The 19822-nt window shown below is 32.7% G+C and carries 10 protein-coding genes; all 10 read left to right on the top strand.

What is annotated here, in order from left to right; genetic code table 11:
• The first annotated feature begins 369 nt into the window (after positions 1 to 369).
• Positions 370 to 7794, top strand: a complete 7425-nt coding sequence (locus tag ABWU36_RS04145) for an ankyrin repeat domain-containing protein (protein ID WP_353273044.1) — start codon at positions 370 to 372, stop codon at positions 7792 to 7794.
• 120 nt (positions 7795 to 7914) lie between these two features.
• A complete protein-coding gene (locus tag ABWU36_RS04140) occupies positions 7915 to 8664 on the top strand; it encodes an NTP transferase domain-containing protein (protein WP_353273043.1) in 750 nt (249 codons plus the stop codon).
• A 125-nt stretch (positions 8665 to 8789) separates the two neighbouring features.
• A complete protein-coding gene (locus ABWU36_RS04135; RefSeq protein WP_353273042.1) occupies positions 8790 to 9743 on the top strand; it encodes an NAD-dependent epimerase/dehydratase family protein in 954 nt (317 codons plus the stop codon).
• Positions 9700 to 12027, top strand: a complete 2328-nt coding sequence (locus ABWU36_RS04130) for a glycosyltransferase (protein WP_353273041.1) — start codon at positions 9700 to 9702, stop codon at positions 12025 to 12027. The genes ABWU36_RS04135 and ABWU36_RS04130 overlap by 44 nt, the downstream gene beginning before the upstream one ends.
• Entirely contained in the window at positions 11988 to 13664 is a 1677-nt protein-coding gene (locus ABWU36_RS04125) for a WG repeat-containing protein (RefSeq protein WP_353273040.1), read from the top strand. Before ABWU36_RS04130 ends, ABWU36_RS04125 begins: the two co-directional genes overlap by 40 nt.
• A 4-nt stretch (positions 13665 to 13668) precedes the next feature.
• Complete coding sequence (locus tag ABWU36_RS04120) at positions 13669 to 14658, top strand: phytanoyl-CoA dioxygenase family protein (RefSeq protein WP_353273039.1); 990 nt, start codon at positions 13669 to 13671, stop codon at positions 14656 to 14658.
• Positions 14659 to 16434 carry an ABC transporter ATP-binding protein gene (locus ABWU36_RS04115; protein ID WP_353273038.1) on the top strand — a complete coding sequence of 592 codons (1776 nt, stop codon included), beginning with the start codon at positions 14659 to 14661 and terminating at the stop codon, positions 16432 to 16434.
• 1 nt (position 16435) lies between these two features.
• The gene (locus ABWU36_RS04110; RefSeq protein WP_264687713.1) at positions 16436 to 17485 is read left to right on the top strand and encodes a threonine aldolase family protein; all 1050 of its coding nucleotides are present in this window, start codon (positions 16436 to 16438) and stop codon (positions 17483 to 17485) included.
• Positions 17482 to 18525, top strand: coding sequence for a threonine aldolase family protein (locus ABWU36_RS04105; protein ID WP_264687714.1), 1044 nt, complete (start codon positions 17482 to 17484; stop codon positions 18523 to 18525). Before ABWU36_RS04110 ends, ABWU36_RS04105 begins: the two co-directional genes overlap by 4 nt.
• Positions 18526 to 18620: 95 nt before the next feature.
• On the top strand, positions 18621 to 19811 hold the full coding sequence (locus tag ABWU36_RS04100) for an MFS transporter (protein WP_353273037.1): 1191 nt from the start codon (positions 18621 to 18623) through the stop codon (positions 19809 to 19811).
• Positions 19812 to 19822: the final 11 nt, after the last annotated feature.

Below are 19822 nucleotides of genomic sequence, written 5' to 3'. Positions count from 1 at the left end.
CATTTTTTGTCAGTACTAGAGTTTTTTATGAACAACAATTAGTCGTATGGTTCCAGAGAGGTGATACATAAGAGATTGCTATAATGCCAAAACACTAAACTTAGTGCTTTTTTATGTAAGTTGATCATCATTTCTCTTTGTTGTTTTCAAACGGGTTATTATTAGTAGGTGTTACTAAAAATTTAAACAACCAACACATTTCCCACACCCAAAATCAAATGTTGTGAAGGCTTTTCGTCCTGAAATTGCAGGATTAGTAGATATTCTCTCAAAAATATTTTATTAACAAAAGATGCTATTTTAATTTTTGCCATATTAAGTAAACTTTGCTATTCTAATACTGATGTAAATATATCTCAGAGAGGGTTTATGCATGTACCTAAACAACAAACCAGTTTTTATCAAGAAGATAAACAGTTTTTATCACGTTCTTACACATCAAAAGAGGAGTTTATTAGAGAATATAAAAAGCTCTACCGCAGAAAAGCAAAAGCTGAAGAACTTTATCTCCTGGTTTTAACTGAACTCGAAGAGGCAATATCAGATGGTAATGTCGACAGCTTAAAAAAATTAAGCAATTTTATTGATTACATAAGTGATGCAGAAGATCAAGTAACTTTGAGAGACTATTATGATAATGCTAACAATCCTGTTAAGAGTACTAACTTAGTTATCTTAGCTTGTAAACACAATAAGGTAAAGATTTTAGAATACCTACTTGGCAATAATAGTAAAATTCTCAGTAATTTATCTGTTGGCATCAGAGAAACTACTATATTACCAGATGATGAGGATGAAACATGCCATAATGCGTTTTATTATGCTATACGTTCAGGTAATGTTGAACTTCTTGATACACTCATTAATAAATGGCTAGGTAATTATTTTGCTGTTCATTTCAGGGAATTAGATGAAATTCTTTCACGAGCTTATGAGGAATTAAAACTAAAGAACGTATTCTTGTCAGAAGAGATAGAAATTTTTGTTGAAAATAAGTTGATAAACCTCCGTTTTTTCTCTAGTGCTTCTGGACAAGATCAGAATGTGAAGAGTTATCTTAATAACATAAGAGAGCGGATTGAGTTAGTACTTCAAAATATTAGCCTGTTAAAGGCAGAGTATTCAAACACAGAAAAAGTAGATGAAAAGTTTTTATTCATAGCAAAATTTATTGCACAAAATATTCATATATTAAAGCGGCAGTTGAAATCAACCTACGATAGACTACCTTGGGAAGAAATGGAATTTTGTTTGATCAGTTTTGTTTCTTCTCACATAAAACGACAGGAAATGAATCTATTCTATAATGCCACATTGAATAAAAGTAAAATACTAGACCACTTGGAAAATTTTGCAAAGAAACTTAAAGAAGAAAAAGATATTATAGAAGGTGTGGACATTGGTAAATTTGCTGATCTCCCGAAGTTAAAACGTGAGAGGGTTGTTGCAGAGATCGTTAGCAATTATCCTCAATTTGGAGAGTTGTATAGCGATTATCAACAAATTAGGGATATTCATTCTTTAGAGAAAATAAGTGATTATATAAAGTTGGCATTATCAGCTAATCCTAAAGAAAGGGAAGGAAAGTTAATTATTACAAGGGTTTTACAGGTTATTGGTGAATATTTAAAAAACACTCTAGAATCTCCCAAGTTATCTAGCACTACAAGCGAGCTTCTTCTACTATCATTACCAAAGAACACAAGAGAAGTCATTATAGATTTACGTAATTCACTATCACATGCTTACTCGCTCTCTAAAAGAACAGAGATTGAGGAAAATACAGATGTTAACTTTTTTATTGGTGTTCAAAATGATACTAAAAGAATCGATAATGTAATTACTGATATTCTTTACAATAACAAGATTAAAATAGTCATAATGTTGCTAAAGAAAATTACCAGTAGTGAAAACTTAGACGAGATAAAAGAAGTTGCTGGAATATTTAGTAACGTTGAATTAGATGAAATGATTACAGAGAGTTTTAAAGTGATGGAACATGATAAGCTTGAAAAACTCATAAAAGAATTAAGCAATAATATAACTGAAAAGACGAATTATGAAAAGGAGCTGTTTAATAAAATTGATAACATAATCAATTTTGCAAAAACTAAATCAAAAAATATCAGAACTGATTATGTTACGGCGTTTATATCATTAAAGAGCTTAGATGTTGGTTTGAATGACAATAAGATTGACCATAATGTTATTAGAGGAATAAAATTCTTTGCTAATAAAACACTAGAGAATATTCCTTCCCAAATAGAGTCTCACAATCTTAAAGAAATAGCCGAACTATCAATGAAAATTTCTCATAGTGTTAGGTCAAGAATACAGGATGACAACCTTGATAAAGTAAATAGATTAACTTGTGAGATTTTTTACATTGCTGAACTTGGAACAGGTGACCTTAAATGGATTGAGGAATTAAGAAACAAGTTGAATGAGAAAGGTTCGTTTATTCCTATACATAAACAAAGGAAGGCTTACAACATAACAGAAGAAAAATACAATAACCAGCTTGAACTGAAGTTATCTGAACTGAAAAGTATTTTGAGGAATAACGCATTAAGTGGCAAGTTAACTGAAAAGCTTCCTTCCTACAAGAGGAATAAAAAGTTGCAAGCAGTAGTAGAAATGCTTGTTCTGGATATAATGTCAATTTTAGGTAGATCAGAGAAGCATCTAGAAAACAATCTACTTTTTTTAGATGATAACACTCCTTTATTAACTGGAAAATGTTTGCGTAATCATTTAGCACACGATAATACCTTAGTTGATGTATTGTTATCTGATCCCTCAATAGCAGTTATCTTGAACGCTAAAAAACTTATTTCAGAAAATGTAATAAAAAGTAAGAAGAAAATTGGCAAGTCGGTAAGAGATGATCCTTCCAAGCTGAAAGATAAATACGATCAAAACCTTATCACTATTACTAATCAGGAAAAAATGTTTGCTGCGTTGGAAGAAGGAAATCTTGAAGACTTAAAGAGTTATCTCAAAAAAGGAGCAGACATCAATGCTAGAAGTATTAACTCATGGACTACATTACATTTTGCTGCTAAGGGACCTAGTCTTGAAATTATAAAATTTGTTCTTAATCAAAATTTAGACGTTAATGTTAAAGATATTAATGGTCAAAGCCCACTACATATTGCTGCTGCATATGGAAGGAAAAATATTGTGGAATTTTTTATAGGAAAAACAGGTGTATATGTTGATGATCTAGATAATAGTGGCAAAACATCACTACATATTGCAGCTAAAAATGGTCACAAAGATGCTGTTGAAATTCTACTAAAAAATAATGCTAATACTAATACCAAAGATATAGCTGGTTTTTCACCTTTACACTATGCAATAAAAAACAATCATATTGATGTTGCTAAGATTATGCTGGAAAAAGAAGCGAATGTTGACATCAACGAAACTATGGGTGGCTTTACTTCACTACATATAGCTGCAGAAAGTGGTTATCTAGGGCTAGTTAATTTTTTACTGAAAAATGAGGCAAATGTTAATGCAAGAAACGATAAGGAGGGAATACCATTACATACAGCAGCACTAAATGGCCACCTAGAAGTAGTGAATGCTTTAATTCTCAAAGGAGCCGATGTTAACTCCAGAGTTATAGATGGTTGTACACCATTACACTATGCAATAGAAAACGGTCATGAAAAGATAGCTAATATTTTATTGAAGCATGGAGCTAATGTTAATGTTGTTGACAAAACCTATAATAACACACCTTTGCACTACGCAGCAAAAGATGGACATGAGAAAATTGTTAAGGCTTTACTGACAAATAAGGCAAATGCTAGTATTGCCACTGTGGAAGGTATAACCCCACTACATTTTGCAGTGCAGAGTGGCCACTTGAAGATAGTTGTTGCTCTTCTCGAGCATGGGGTTAACATTCGCGCTAAAGATAAAAATAATGCTACGCCATTACACTATGCAGCAGAGAGTGGTCATAAGGCAGTTGCTGAGCTTTTAATAAAAAATGGAGTAGAAATCAATGATAAAGCCAATAATAATCTAACACCATTACATGTAGCTGCTCTGAAAGGTCACAAAGATATTATTGAACTCCTAATAAGAAATAAAGCTGAAGTTAGAGCTCAAGACATTAAGGGTAGTACACCATTACATGCAGCTGCGATGAATGGTAGCAAAGATATTATTGATCTTCTAATAAAAAATAAAGCTGAAGTTGATGCTAGAACTAATGATGGCATGACGCCATTGCATGTAGCTGCTCTAAGTGGACATAAAGACGCTATTGCTTTTCTAATCAAAAGTAAAGCTGAAGTCAATACTAGTGCTAATTATGGTCTTACACCTTTACATGCAGCTATTGTAGGGGGTCACAAAGATATTGTGAACCTTTTAATAAAAAATGAAGCCAAAGTTAATATGGAAGGTATTGCAGGTAGTACACCATTACATGTAGCTGTGGAGGAAGGTTATAAAGAAATCGTTGGAATTTTGGTAGCAAATAGAGCCAATGTTAATGTTAAGAGTAACAACCTAACACCATTGCTTTCTGCTATTAAGCATAATCATAAGGAAATCGTTGAAGTTCTTGTAGAAAATGGAGCTAGTGTTAATGCAGAAGGTGGTGAACCTTTATCATTAGCAGTGCTCGCTGGTTATAGGGATATTGTAGAGATTTTGCTAAAAAACAAGGCCCGTACTAATATGAAAGGTCCTGAAGATGCTACACTATTACATTTGGCTGCTAAAAGAGGCCACAAGGAAATAGTAAATGCTCTGATAGCAAGGGGAGCCAATGTTGATGCTATGACTATTAATAGTACAACACCATTATATCTTGCGGCACAAGAAGGCCATGAAGAAGTTGCTGAAATTTTGATAGCAAACAAGGCTAACGTTAACTTTGTAAATGTTGAAGGTGCTCCACTACATATAGCTGCAGGACACGGCCATGTTAATGTTATTGAAGTCCTATTAAGTAATGGAGCAAAAGTTAATGTTAAGGACAATAAGAGCAGAACACCTTTAGAATTAGCAGTTGCACATGGTCATTTGCAAGTGGTTAAAATGTTACTGCAGTATAAAAAAGTAGATATGAATGCTAAAGGCAATGATGATTGGACTATACTGCACATTGCTTCACAGGAAAGTAACTTGGAAATGGTAAAATGTCTAGTAGATGAAGGGTCTAATATTAATGCTAAAAATGCCTCTGGATCAAAGCCTATACACATTGCAGCTAGAGAAGGTTATAAAGATACCGTAGAGTTTTTCCTTAGCAAGGGGTTGAGTATTAATGAGCTTGGTACAGCTAACCAGACATTACTACACTATGCTGCAATGAAAGGTCGGTTAGAAGTTGTAAAGTATTTGATAGCACAAGGTGCTGACGTTAATGCTAAAGATACTAATGGCTTAACCCCTATGCATATTGCTGCTAATTTTGGTTATAAAGACGTTATTGAAGTTTTATTAAAAAATGGTGCAGTTTATAACGCTGTTGACAAGCTTTGTAGAAGACCATTAGAAATGACTAACGATAAAGACGTTATCAATCTATTAGCATCAACTGAGAAATTATTTGAGGCTGTAAAACGTAATAGCTCTTCAGAGGTTGAGAATTACATTAAAGCAGGAGCGTTTGTTAATGCCAAAAATGCTGATAGTGTAACACCATTATATTATACTGCATGGAAGGGCTATGATGGAGTTGTCAATATTCTATTACAAAATAAAGCTAATCCTAATGTGGTTGGTAACAAGGGGTTTACTCCTCTGCATTATGCTGCTAAGTTCTCTCACTTAAAAGTTGTAAAGGCCCTATTATCTAATGGTGCAGTATACAATGCTGTCTCTGACAGTGGGAAAACACCATCAGATTTTACTGTGGATAAAAGTATAACTAGCTTATTTAAACTAGTCAGTGAATCATTTAAAAAGGTTAAAGATGGTAATGCTCAAGTTATTAATGACCTAAATAAGATAAAGGATATTGATACAGTAAAAGCAGTGATGAGTGCTCGTAATAGAGAGAACAAAACGTTAGTAGTTGCTGCAGTACATAGTAACTTTTCAAAAGTCGAGCAGTTGAAGCAGATATCGCAAAGTGACGTATCCGCTCAGATTGATACAGCTTTAGTGCTCTTGAATCAAGGCAATTACCAAAAAGCCTTAAGTATTTTCAGAAGCGCATTTGAAAGAAGAAAAGAAATACTAGGACCAGACAATCCTGGTACTTTAGATATTCAGACATATATAGCCAAAGTGCTATATAAGCAAGGAATTTACCAAGAAGCTTTAAATATGCTTAAAGAGATTTTTCAGAAACAAAAAGAAATGCTGGATTTAAACGATAAGGATACTTTAAGTACAAGAAGTACAATCGCTTTAGTGCTGCATAGACAGGGGAAAGATGAAGAAGCTTTTAATATTTATCAAGAAGTCTATCAGAGACAAAAGGAAATACTAGGGTCAAATCATTCAGATACCTTAAATACTCAGTTTCACATGGCATTAGTATTAGATAAACAGGGAAAATATGAAGAAGCGTTAAATATCAATAGGGCAGTTTTTGAAAAGAGGAAAGAAACACTAGGTACACATGATCTAGCCACTGTGAGTGCCAAAAATAATATAGCAATGGTACTAGCTAACCAAGGTAAATACGAAGAGTCCTTAAAAATCTATAAAGAGGTTTTTGAAAAGAAGAAAATAATTTTAGGTATTAATCATGCTGATACCTTGAGAACGTTACATAACATTGCTGGGGTACTCTTCAATCAAAATAAATATCATGAAGCCTTGAAAGCTTTTCAAGAGGTTTTAAATATCCAGAAAAAAGCTTTACAACAAAATCACCCAGAAACCTTGAATACTCAATACAACATAGCAAATGTACTTTTTGCTCAAGGGAAATGGATCAGCGCACTTAAAGTCTACAGAGAAAGTTTTGATCAAAGAAAAGCTGTTTTTGGACCAAGTCATCCGAGTGTTTTAGATATTTTAAAAAAGATAGAGATGATTAATTTTAGATTTAAGCTTGAGGGTAGCGAAGCATCAGAGGTTCTCCAGCATCTGCAGAAAGATATCAACATTGCTGCTAGTAAAGGTGATATACGAACTGTTCAGCGTCTGTTAAAAGATGGAGCTGATGCCAACGATAAAGATATTGATGGAAGAACACCGTTGCATTACGCTGTTAGCAATGGACACATAGATATTGTAAACATCTTACTAACAAATGGAGCTAATGTTAGTCAAGTTACTAATAAAGGTAATACACCATTACACACTGCTACTTCCAAATGTTACAAAGAAATTGTTGAGGTTCTGTTACAACATATCAGTCGTGATAAATTAAATGACTTTGTTAATGCTAAAACTACTTCTAGTGGTACTACATCACTTCATGTTGCAGCTAAAGGTGGCTCCTTGGAAGTTGTAAAATCTTTATTAAAACATGGTGCAATTTATAACATCAAGAATAAAGAAGGTAAAGCACCACTTGATCTTTCTCGAGACCAAAATATTACTAACCTATTGAAATTAGTAGAAGAGCTGTTTGAGAATGCAAAAAATGGTAATGTTGAAATTATCAGTAAGCTGAAAGCAATAAAACCCGATGAGCGCGTAGCTGTAACAAATGCTCGTGATGATCAAGGCAAGTCATTAGTCCAGGTTGCAGTAATCAATAAACACTTAAACCTTGCAAGTAGATTATTAGAAATATTAAAAAGTCCAGATCAGAGTTTACAAGATGTCAGCGTAGAAAATAGAGTAAAGAGTTTGAAGTTATAGCTCTCTTAAATGAAACTCTAATGAGGGTGCCAAGATCTAGATCATTTAGAAAATTATAGTGGGCTTTACATCTTATTAATTATAAATTAACTTACTATCTAATCAATCCCTAAGTCATGTATGAGTAACATTTTGATAATATTAGCAGCAGGAAAGAGCAGTAGAATGAATTCTGAATATTCAAAAGCGTTGCACCAAGTGGGAAATCTTACTCTTTTAGAACATATAATTTCTAATGCAAAATTGCTGAGTCTAAAAAGCTTATCAATTGTTGTTAACAACTCCCTTCTAAAAGATTTAGAAAAGTTTGATACCCTAAAAAGTATAATCGATCAATACAATATAAAACTAATAATTCAAGAAGATATTACAGGTACTGGCACTGCAGTTAAAATTGCTCTAGAAAATCTGGAGGAGTTATCTGATCAAGACATAGTTTTAATACAGTATGGAGACACTCCCTTTATATCTAGTGATACAGTTATGAAAATGACTGATTGTTTAAAGTATAATAATTTAGTTCTTCTTGGATTCAATAGTCAAGATGAACGATATGGAAGATTAGTAATTGATAATTACGGAAATGTTCAAAAAATCCTAAAAAATGGAGATAAAATGCTTCTTGCAAACTCTGGAATAATAGTTTCATATGCTAAAGATCTTTTTACCTTAGTAAAAGAAATAAAATTTAATAATTCGACCAATGAATATTGTCTTAATGATATAGTACCCATTGCAGCAAACAATAACTTGAGTGTAGGTTATGTAGTTTCTGATGAAAGAGAAGCAATGGGAGTAAATAATAAAGAGGATTTGATTAAAGCCGAACACTATTTTCAAAAAAAAAGGCGGCCAACTTTTCTTTCATAACTACATTTTCTTATTCATTAATTTAAGTTGACATTTGTTTTATACTGGTTTTATAATACCTTTTGATTCTTACTTGTAAGATAATTGGTACGACAAATTTTCCTAGTTGTAGTGAGAGGGTATACATGGGGATATTAATAACAGGTGCTGCAGGTTTGATAGGGTCAACCTTGGTGAAAAAGTTAGAAAACCAGGGCCATGAAGTAATAAGCTGTGATATTAGGTTTCACAACAATCCACTCAGTTTTTTTTCAGAAGATATAGTACCACTACTTGCTAAGTGTACAGGAATTATTCATCTGGCTGCAATTTCTCGAGTTATACATGGTGAACTTTATCCTGAACTGTGTAGAAAAATTAATGTTGATGGTACAATGCAGTTTTTAGGGTTATGTAAGTCACTTTCAAATAAACCATGGTTTATATATGCAAGTAGTAGGGAAGTCTATGGAGAGCAGAAGGAACTGCCAGTTACAGAATCTGCTAGTATCGATCCAATAAATAATTATGCCAAAGGTAAAGCATTTATTGAGGAACAAATAACAAGTTCAAAAGATTTTAATGTAGCAATATTACGCTTTTCAAATGTATACGGTGGTTTACTAGATCATAACAGTAGAGTAATTCCTGCACTCTGTATTAATGCATTAAGAGGTGATCCAATTAAAATAGAAGGTAAAGAATGTGTTTTTGATTTTACCTATTTGGATGATGTTATAGAGGGTATATGCTTAACTGTTAAATATTTACAAAGCGAAAAATCTTCTCTTCCTGCTATTCATCTTACTACTAATAGCCCATGTACTTTAGAAAACTTAGCAAAAACAATATTAAAAGTCACGAAAAGTGATTCTAGAATTGATTTTTATCCTCCAAGAAATTTTGACGTAACTAAGTTCTATGGTGATTTTACTAGAGCTAAAGAGCTACTTGGTTGGTCTCCAAAACATTCATTAAAAGTAGGATTAAGTAAATTTATAAAAAGTCTACAAAACAATACACAAGAATATCCTAACAATATAGATATGGTAATATATGAAAATATTAAAAGTTATTCATGGTTACCCTCCTTATTATAGTGCTGGTTCAGAGGTTTATAGCCAAACTCTTGCTCATGAACTAGCAAATAACAATGAGGTACAAGTATTTACTAGGTATGAAAATAGCTTTTTACCTGATTTTTATTACACTACAGTCCTAGATCGTAGTGATTCTCGAATCTTACTGCATTTAATTAATATACCCATAGCTAAATATCGTTACAAATTTATCAATGAAGAAGTAGATATACAATTTAAAAGAGTAATAGATAACTTTCAGCCAGATCTTATACATTTTGGTCATCTTAATCATCTATCAATTACTTTACCAGAAATTGCTTTTAAAGAAAATATACCTACAATTTTTACGCTACATGACTTTTGGTTAATGTGTCCAAGAGGAAGGTTTATTCAACGCAATTCTGAAGATTTGTTACGGCTTTGTGATGGACAAAAGGATCAAAAATGTGCAACCCAATGTTACAAAGGATATTTTACAAGAGATAAAGAATTCCTGAATTTAGACATAAATTATTGGGAACAATGGGTTGCAACTAGAATGAAGCACACAAGGAAAATAATAGACTATATAGATTACTTTATTTCCCCATCGAAATTCTTGATGGACAAATTTACTCAGGATTTTAATGTTCCGATAAACAAAATTTCTTATCTTGATTATGGTTTTGATCTCAATCGTCTTAAGAATAGAAATAGAGCACAAGAAAAAGAGTTTATTTTCGGTTATATTGGTACTCATACTCCCGAAAAAGGTATTGATCTATTATTGAAAGCTTTTTCTCACTTATCATCTAAAGTAAAACTTAGAATTTGGGGAGCAGCAAGAGAAGAAACTAAAGCCTTAAAAGCGATTGCCAATCAGTTTTCACCTGTTGTTAAAGAAAGAATAGAGTGGATGGGAAGTTATGATAATAAGAATATAGTTACTGACGTATTTAATAAAGTTGATGCAATAGTCGTTCCTTCAATTTGGGGTGAAAATTCACCGTTAGTAATACATGAAGCACAGCAACTTAGAATACCAGTTATAACAGCCGATTATGGTGGCATGGCAGAATATGTAAGAGATGGACTATTGTTTAAGCACAGAGATGCAAGTAGTTTATCAGAAAAAATGCAAGTCCTATCTACAAATCAGGAGTTATACAATAAACTTACCCAAAAAGGCTATCCTTATACTGAAAATGGAAATATACCTTCTATAAGTGAGCATACTGAAAAACTTAACAAGATTTACCGTAATGCTATTGAAAAGAAAGGCAAATCAGTAGCTGTTAAACCCGGTCCTTGGAGAATTACTTTTGATACTAATCCAGATTACTGCAATTTTTCTTGTATAATGTGCGAATGTTTTTCACCATACAGTAAAGTTAAAGAAGAGAAGAAAGCTAAAGGAATAAAACCTAAGATACTATCAATAGAAACTATCAGAAAAGTAATTAAAGAAGCAGCTGGTACACCTTTAAGGGAAATCATTCCTTCTACTATGGGTGAGCCTTTAATGTACAAAAGCTTTGATGAAATAATCAATTTGTGCCATGAGTTCGGCCTGAAGCTTAACCTCACGACCAATGGTTCTTTTCCCATTAAAGGAGCTAGAAAATGGGCTGAACTATTGGTACCAATTTTATCTGATGTTAAGATTTCCTGGAATGGGGCAACTAAAGAAACTCATGAAAGAATCATGAAAGGTTCAAAATGGGAAGTAGTGACAGAAAACTTAAAAACTTTCCTTGAAGTTAGAGATAAATACTTTAGCGATACAGGTGAAAGGTGTACCGTTACTTTACAATTAACATTTTTGGAAAGTAATTTACATGAACTCTATGACATAGTTAAGATGGCCATAAAAAACGGCATAGATAGAGTTAAAGGACATCATCTTTGGGCACATTTTGAGGAAATTAAGGATCTATCTATGAGAAGAGATGAGTTAGCAATTAGTAGATGGAACACGGAGGTGAGAAGGTTATACGAACTTAGAGATAATATGCTATTGCCAAATGGTAAAAAGATAAAATTAGAAAATTTCACAATCCTTTCTCAAGAAGGTATTAAGGATTTGGCTCCAGGTGGTCAATGCCCATTTTTAGGTAAAGAAGCATGGATAAACAATGAAGGAAAGTTTAGTCCTTGCTGTGCTCCAGATGAACTCCGTAAGACATTAGGAAATTTTGGTAATGTTAATGAGGTTAAACTCGAGGAAATATGGCAGAGTAGTGAGTACCTAAGCTTACAAAAGAATTATTTAAATTATAAATTATGCAAAACATGCAACATGAGAAAACCTTTGATCAATTAATCAAAGATAATCTTAAATCTATTAAAATTTCACCGTGTGAGAGTTTTCACGAATTACTAGGAAATCCTTTGTATAAAAATAGGTTTATAAAGGCTGGTAAATTTCATGAGCCCGGTCTTGCACCGGTTTATGATCAGACAGGTGCTTATCATATCAATGTAAGAGGAGAAGCAGTTTATCATCATAGATTTCTAAAAACTTTTGGATTCTACTTCAATAGAGCAGCCGTAGAAGATGATACAGGGTGTTACCATATTGATTCATCGGTATGTAGAGTATATAAACAGTCGTATCAATGGGTTGGAAATTATCAGGAAGATGCTTGTATAGTTAGAAGACATGATAAATGTTTTCATATTAATTTAAATGGCAACAGGATTTATCAGGAGGAATATGATTATGTTGGAGATTTTAAGGATGGTATCGCTGTAGTCTATAAGGATGGTAAAGCTACACATATTAATCATCATGGAAAGTTAGTACATAATAAATGGTATAAAAAACTTAATGTTTTTCATAAAGGATATTCTATTGCAGAAGATCAACATGGTTGGTTTCATATAGATATTAATGGTAATCCTGTTTACCAGCAGAGATTTAAAATGGTAGAAGCATTCTATAATGGCATGGCAAAAGTTGAAACTTTTGAAGGTGTGTTAGGACAAATCGATATTACCGGAAATGTAAAGTTTAGTATTTTTGATTTAGGTAAAGAATCTCAAGTGCATAGGATTTCTGCAGAACTTTCAGCCTTTTGGAAAACGTACCTAACAAGCGTTGCTATTGAACTTGATTTGTTAAATATTTTACCTGCAACTATGCCGGTTTTATCTAAAAAGTTAAACATTATCGTACCAAATCTAGAAAGGCTGTTAAGGGCGTTGTGGGAAGTAGGGTTTATTGATTATGATAAGAACAACGACTTGTGGCAACTATCATTAAAAGGTAAGTGTTTTAAGGAAATACCATTTTTGCCAAAAGCATCAATAATGTGGGCGAGAGTTGCCGCTGAAAAGAATTGGTTAAAGATTGCCGATATACTAAAACAGAAGTCAATCTCTTCATTTGAATCTTTTAAGGAAAGAGAAGCATCAGAAGATAAGAAAATAGCGTTTTACCAAGCATTGCTAGGATATTCTAGGTTTGATACTAAAGAGTTTAATTCTAGGATTAATATAGATGGTGCTAAGAATATATTGCTATTTGGTGTACACTCTTTATTTCTTGCTTATTCTGATATACACAATAAAGGTTCCATAGGCCTATATAACGAACATAAAGTGCCAAGACAGTTAGTAGAAAATTTAAAAGTCAAACTTATAACTCAGGAAGAACTATCAGCTACAAATTATGAATTAGGTGTCTTTTGCCGCTTTCTACAGCATTATGATGATGATAAAGTATTATCTTATTTAAAATTGGTCAAAGGAATATCTCGTATTTTATTGATAGAAACTATTTTAGATTACCGCTCTCCAGCTGGAGGCTCTGTAGATATTAATGTAATGGTTGAAACAGGAGGTAAACTAAGAACATTAAGCGATTGGGAAAAAATACTCAAACAAGTAAAAGGATTCAAAATTTTTGCTGTTATACCTTTAACAGATTACTTATCAGTTATTGATGTCAGGTGTTAATCATATGGAAACATTACAAAAAAATGGTTTTTTTATTATCAAAAATCTGGTTCCTTTAGAGCTAATAACTCAGTCTTTAAGTGATATAACAAATAAGATATCAAAGCTATCCCAAGAACTAAGTGTTTCAACTTCTGACTACTTAAACTGTACCGGCAGATGGGGCACGTCATCTCAAGTAACTAGAATTATCTCTCAAGCATTAGATAAAATTATTAAAAATTACCTTGAAAAATCACTTCAGTGTCAGATACTGCAGAAAAAATCAAATGTTATATGTAAAACTGCTGATTTAATAGATGCAGTTCCCTTCCATCAAGACATCTCCTATAGTTTTAATGATCCTTACCACTTTTCCGTTTGGTTAGCTTTGAATAATGTCAGTGAAACTTCAGGTACACTACAAATTATAGAAAACAGTCATAAATGGGAAATACAGCCTTTAGTTGATTTTTGGTACCCATATTTTTTTGATCAGCACTCAAATAACCGAGAAAATTACAAAATTAAGTCACTACCTATTTCAGCAGGAGATGCAATAGTTTTTGATTCCCGGTTATGGCATGGTAGTGATAAGAATACAGATGCTAAAGATAGATTTGCTTATGTAACAAGGTGGATTATAAAAGATCAAGACCTTCCCTATGTGCCAAAACCTCAGCCTTCAGTTTTTGGTATACTCAATTGTGGTGAGTTAACAGAATCTATACTGAGAGAATGCTTGTCATTGTTTGGCTACCAGGAAAGTATAAAAGCAAAAAACATGGAAGAACTTATCAAGAGCTGGTTAGCCTTTATTGCAGACACAACTAAAAATATCTCTGAGATCGACACTACTGAGGCTAAGCGAGATTTATATAAGCTGCTTATTCTAAATCAAGCATCAGCACTACATGATGCTTGTGACATCTCAGGAAAAATATACAAAAATTTATGGTTTTCACTACTTGTATTTCTCAATAAAAAAGTCAAAGTAGTGGAGCTAGCATTGTAAATGAACAGAAGTAGAGTTGATAGCTTCAAATGTGTATTGATGTTCATCTTGAATATAGTATCTAAATTCAAGCTTAATGTACTTATAATGTCTTTAGTTGCTCTGGTGGTAGCTGTTGATTTGTCTTTTAGAAAGTATTTAGTAAAAAATATTCTAGATACAGCTGTAAAATATCAGGAAGGTAATGTAATTGAAAATCTTTTATTACCTGTAAGCGCTTATCTTGGCATGGCATTACTTATCACTACTGCTTTTAGATTCTATGGCTATTTTGTTGACATTCGAATGTTTACCTTAATGCGTCAAAAAATAGCTGATATATCTTTTTGTAGGCTACTCCAACAAGACCATTCCTATTATCAGAACAATTTATCTGGAAGCTTAGTACATAAGGTCAGTAGCTTAATGGATAGTGTGATAGAGTTAATAAGATTGCTTATAGATTGTTTTTTCGGTTACAGTATAGCATTAGTCTTAGCTATTTATACCTTATCATTAGTAAACATAAAGTTTGCAATCGCTACATTCACTTGGGTAAGCATTTTTATTTTAGTCTCGATTTTCAGCTTTCGTGTACTTACTGAACTAGCTGATAATTACTCTAAACAAAATTCAAAAGTAATAGCTAGTATAGCAGATAGTATTTTAAATGTTATATCAGTAAGGTTATTTTCTCAGCAAGCACATGAGAGACACAAATTTTTTCAAATATGCAAGAAAAGAACTATTGCAGAGAGAAAATTACAATGGGCATACTTTTGGCTTTGGTTTATATATGGCTATTCATTTGATATACTCCAAGCAGTAAACTTGTATTTTTTAATTCATGATTATCAATTGAACAAGATCGCAATAGGAGATATTGCCCTTGTACTTGGAATTAATATATCGATTATAGAGTTTCTTAACCATCTAACTAGAAATCTTACCCAATTTTCTACTCATTTCGGCAAAGTTTCAGATGCATTGCCAATCTTGAATACCGTACCAGAAATTCAAGATAAGGAAAATGCTAAAGAATTAAATTTATTAAGTGGAAGAATAACGTTTAACAATGTTTCTTTTTCTTATGAAGGTCAGGAGCCATTATTTCAAGATTTCTCAGTTACCATTAATCCTTGCGAAAAGGTAGGTCTAGTTGGTTATTCTGGAGGTGATAAATCTACTTTTATAAACTTAATCCTAAGGCTATTTGATGTTAAAAAAGGTAATATAGAGATTGATAATCAAATAGTATCAGAAGTTACACAGAGTTCTTTGAGGCAACAAATATCTGTAATACCTCAAGACCCATTGTTATTTCATGATACTATTTTAGCAAACATCATATATGGTAGACTTCAATCTACTATCGAAGAAATAATGAGAGCTGCAAAGCTGGCTGGTATTCACGATTTCATTATGACTCTACCAGATCAATATGGAACTACAGTCGGAGAAAAAGGCATCAAACTATCTGGAGGAGAAAGACAAAGAATAATAATAGCAAGGGCATTTTTAAAAAACGCTCCAATATTATTTCTTGATGAACCAACTAGTCAGTTAGATTCTATAACAGAAAAAACAATTCAAATGAGTTTATTTAAACTGATGCAAAATAAAACTACGATTACTATAGCACACCGTATTTCTACACTTTTACACATGGACCGAATTCTAGTATTTAACAAAGGAAAAATTGTCCAAGATGGTAAACATGCTGAACTAGTTTCTAAGCAAGGTCTTTACAAGGAACTTTGGAATGCTCAAATTGGTTGTTTGAATGGCAAAAAATAAGATGGAAAAAATTATTGATCTGAGAAGTGACACTACAACTCTGCAGAGCTCCAACGTTATACATGCAATAAGTAATGCAACTGTTGGAGATTTTGCTTATGGTGAAGACAAAAGCTGTAATGACTTATCAGAATATTGCAAACAATTATTCAAAGTAGAAGAGGCATTATTTGTAACCAGCGGTATGCTTGCAAATAGATTAGCCATTGCCAGTCAAACAAGTCCTGGTGATGAACTAATAACTCATTATAATTATCACGTTAATTTTTTCGATAGTGCAGGCAATGCAAAAGTAAATAATATCGTATTTAATTGTATTAGAAATAATAGCGGAATCTTAGATGTTGCTGAAGTAGAATGTGCTATTAATTCTAAGCCGAGGTATAAAATTTTTGCTCAGGTGAGTCTTGTTTCTATAGAAAATAGTATAAATGGGTTTAATGGTAAAATTTATCCTTTTGAAAAACAAGTCGAGTTATATCACTTTTTAAAAGCTCACAATGTAAATCTTCATTTAGACGGTGCAAGAATATTTAATGCTCATATCGAAACAAATATTGCTTTAGCAGATTATGCTAAATATGTGGATACAATGAGCTTTTCTTTTACTAAAGGACTTGGCGCTCCTTTTGGTTCAATGCTTATGGGTAAAAGAGAGATAATTGAAAGGGCTAAAAAGCTACAGGTTTGGCTAGGTAGTGGTTATCATCAGATAGGGTATTGTGCTAATGCAGCAAAGTATGTACTACAGAACAATATTTCTAGGCTTAAAGAAGACAATAAACTCGCCAAACTGTTTGCAGACAAGATTAAGGAAATTCCACACATAAAACTGGTACTACCTTATCCAGAAACTAATATAGTAAGCTTTAGTATAAAAGCACTAAATGTAACTAATGAGGTTTTCTTGAGTAAGTGCCAAGCTTATGGTTTATTACTTTTTCCTTGGCTCGAGTCTCATATAAGAGCAGTTACCCATCTTGGCACAAAGGAAACAGACATCATGAAAGCTGCTGAAATTATAAAGGAGGTTGTGTTAAATTTAATATGAGAATAAAAATAGATTTCTTTAGCGATTCAAACACTGACCCTTCAGCTAAAATGAGAGAAGCGATGGCTAAAGCAAAAGTTGGAAACGAAGCTGCATGTGAAGATCCAACTGTGAACGAATTAGTGGCAACCGCATGTAAAATATTAGGTAAACCTGCAGGAATCTTTTTGATTTCAGGAACAATGTCCAATGTAATTGCTTATAAAGTACACATTCAAAGACCTGGTGATTACTTGCTGCTTGATGAAACTTCACATCCGCTCATAGTACAATCTGGCTTGATCGCAGCCCAGGCACATGCCACTCCTTTGCCAATCAAAGGTACGAGAGGAATATTTACTGGAGAACAAATTGTTGAGTTTATTACTCGTCCTAGTTTAAGAAATATTCCGAGAGTTGGGCTTGTTTCTATCGAACAAACGACAAATTTTGGTGGTGGAGCTGTGTGGCCTTTAGAATATATTCAAGAGATCTCAAGTCTCTGCAAAGAGAATGACGTATTCACTCATTTAGATGGAGCAAGACTGTTCAACGCTTGTGCTCATACTAAAATATCTCCAAAAGAGTATGCAAGTTATTTTGATTCGGTATTCATTGATTTTAGTAAAGGATTAGGTGCTCCAATGGGCGCAATATTGCTTGGAAGTGAAGAGTTTATTGAAAAAGCTTGGTACTATAAGTTTCAAATTGGCGGAGGTATGCACCAAGCTGGCATTATTTCAGCTGCATGTTTATATGCTCTACGTAATAATGTAAATTCTTTAGAAGAAGATCATAAAAAAATGCAGCACCTTATAGAAGGCCTAGACTCCATAGATCAAGTTATAATTGATATTGACCTATACAAAACTAATATAGCGTATTTCTCATTACGTAATAATTGTATATCTACTCAAGAATTAATAAACGTACTAATAACAAATTATGGAATTAGAATGGCTAACATCAAAGGTAAAATCAGAGCTATAACACATAGAGATATAAGCTATGAAGATATTAATATTACTGTATCTGCTATAAGAAAGATACTAAGTAAGTAATTTTCTGCACTAATTGTTTGCAAACTTCTTGTCAAATAATATTATACCAATATAGTATTATGCTGGCATCTGCATAGAGCTATTTGGGAATAGGTGTGAACTTTGTCTTCTTTCAATATTTACTATTCTTCTGTGGATATATGCTGCTTTATTTATCAAGACAAAGTATACCAATTGCTCTACCACTGTTAATAGATACTGACCATGTAAAATTAAGCTATTTTTTTGCCTGCTTTTCTTTTTTTTATGGAGTATCAAAATTCGTTAATGGAATAGTCATGGACTCCAAAAATAATCCACTATTTATGTTTGGGCTATGCAATATTGCAACTGGGTTATTAACCATTGGTATAACTTTATCATATAATAATCTAACTTTATTACTGTTAACATTAATATTATTAGCTTGGACACAAGGGTTAGGTTGGCCAGCTATTACCAAGTTTATGGTTACAAACTCTAGCCTCTCTTCAATTGCATCATCATGGGGAGTTATGAGCGCATCTCAGCAACTTGGTTCTTGTATTACTTTAATTGTATTACCAAGTATAATAAAAATGTATGATGCAAAGAGTGCATTTTTGTACTCTGGTCTCTTATGCTTACTTTTTGGAATTTATATAATATTAAAAGCATATTACAAAGAAAGTGCCAACTTTACTACCTATTATAAGGTGCATAAATCTCAAATAGGTATCAAGGTAACAAGTTCCATATGGTTTCTATGTTGTGCTACTTTTTGTGCTTATATTATAAAAATGGGAATCTTCTTTTGGTTTCCTATAATTTTAAGGGATAAATTACAAATTTCTCTTGTACAATCCTCACTAATAACAGGTGTATATGATTTAGGTGGAATCCTTGGAATTTTAATCACAGGAAGAATTAGTGATATGTACTTCTTTCAAAATAGAAGCTTGCTGGCATTACTTTACATGTTGGGTATAGCACTCACTTTTATTGCAATGAACTTTGGTCAAAACATAATTCTTATGAACCTTGGTGCAATCTTATCAGGATTCTTTATATTTGGAGTTCAAGTACTGACAGGTGTTATAGCTGTAGAAATTGCTTCACAAAATAATGTATGTGCAATTGTAAGCTTAACAGGATTATTTGGGTATATTGCAAGTTCAATATTTTCATGCGTGCTCTTAGGAGTACTTGTTAAGCACTGTGGTAACAGTATTATGTTTTCATTTTTTTCCATTTGCTCTGTTGTTGCACTCGTTTGCTTTTCCATATTATCAAGCAAAGACCTTAAAAAACTAAGTAAAGCGGTGTAAAAAATATTTCT

The sequence above is a fragment of the Wolbachia endosymbiont (group A) of Portevinia maculata genome (genome assembly GCF_964028525.1).
Lineage (GTDB): Bacteria > Pseudomonadota > Alphaproteobacteria > Rickettsiales > Anaplasmataceae > Wolbachia.
This window is presented reverse-complemented; position numbering and strand designations above follow the sequence as displayed.

Excerpts from the sequence above, each read along its gene's own strand:
- ABWU36_RS04120 (WP_353273039.1), top strand. The coding sequence starts at position 13,669 with ATGGAAACATTACAAAAAAATGGTTTTTTTATTATCAAAAATCTGGTT.
- ABWU36_RS04105 (WP_264687714.1), top strand. The coding sequence starts at position 17,482 with ATGAGAATAAAAATAGATTTCTTTAGCGATTCAAACACTGACCCTTCA.
- ABWU36_RS04145 (WP_353273044.1), top strand. The coding sequence starts at position 370 with ATGCATGTACCTAAACAACAAACCAGTTTTTATCAAGAAGATAAACAG.
- ABWU36_RS04135 (WP_353273042.1), top strand. The coding sequence starts at position 8,790 with ATGGGGATATTAATAACAGGTGCTGCAGGTTTGATAGGGTCAACCTTG.
- ABWU36_RS04140 (WP_353273043.1), top strand. The coding sequence starts at position 7,915 with ATGAGTAACATTTTGATAATATTAGCAGCAGGAAAGAGCAGTAGAATG.
- ABWU36_RS04115 (WP_353273038.1), top strand. The coding sequence starts at position 14,659 with ATGAACAGAAGTAGAGTTGATAGCTTCAAATGTGTATTGATGTTCATC.
- ABWU36_RS04125 (WP_353273040.1), top strand. The coding sequence starts at position 11,988 with ATGCAAAACATGCAACATGAGAAAACCTTTGATCAATTAATCAAAGAT.
- ABWU36_RS04130 (WP_353273041.1), top strand. The coding sequence starts at position 9,700 with ATGAAAATATTAAAAGTTATTCATGGTTACCCTCCTTATTATAGTGCT.
- ABWU36_RS04110 (WP_264687713.1), top strand. The coding sequence starts at position 16,436 with ATGGAAAAAATTATTGATCTGAGAAGTGACACTACAACTCTGCAGAGC.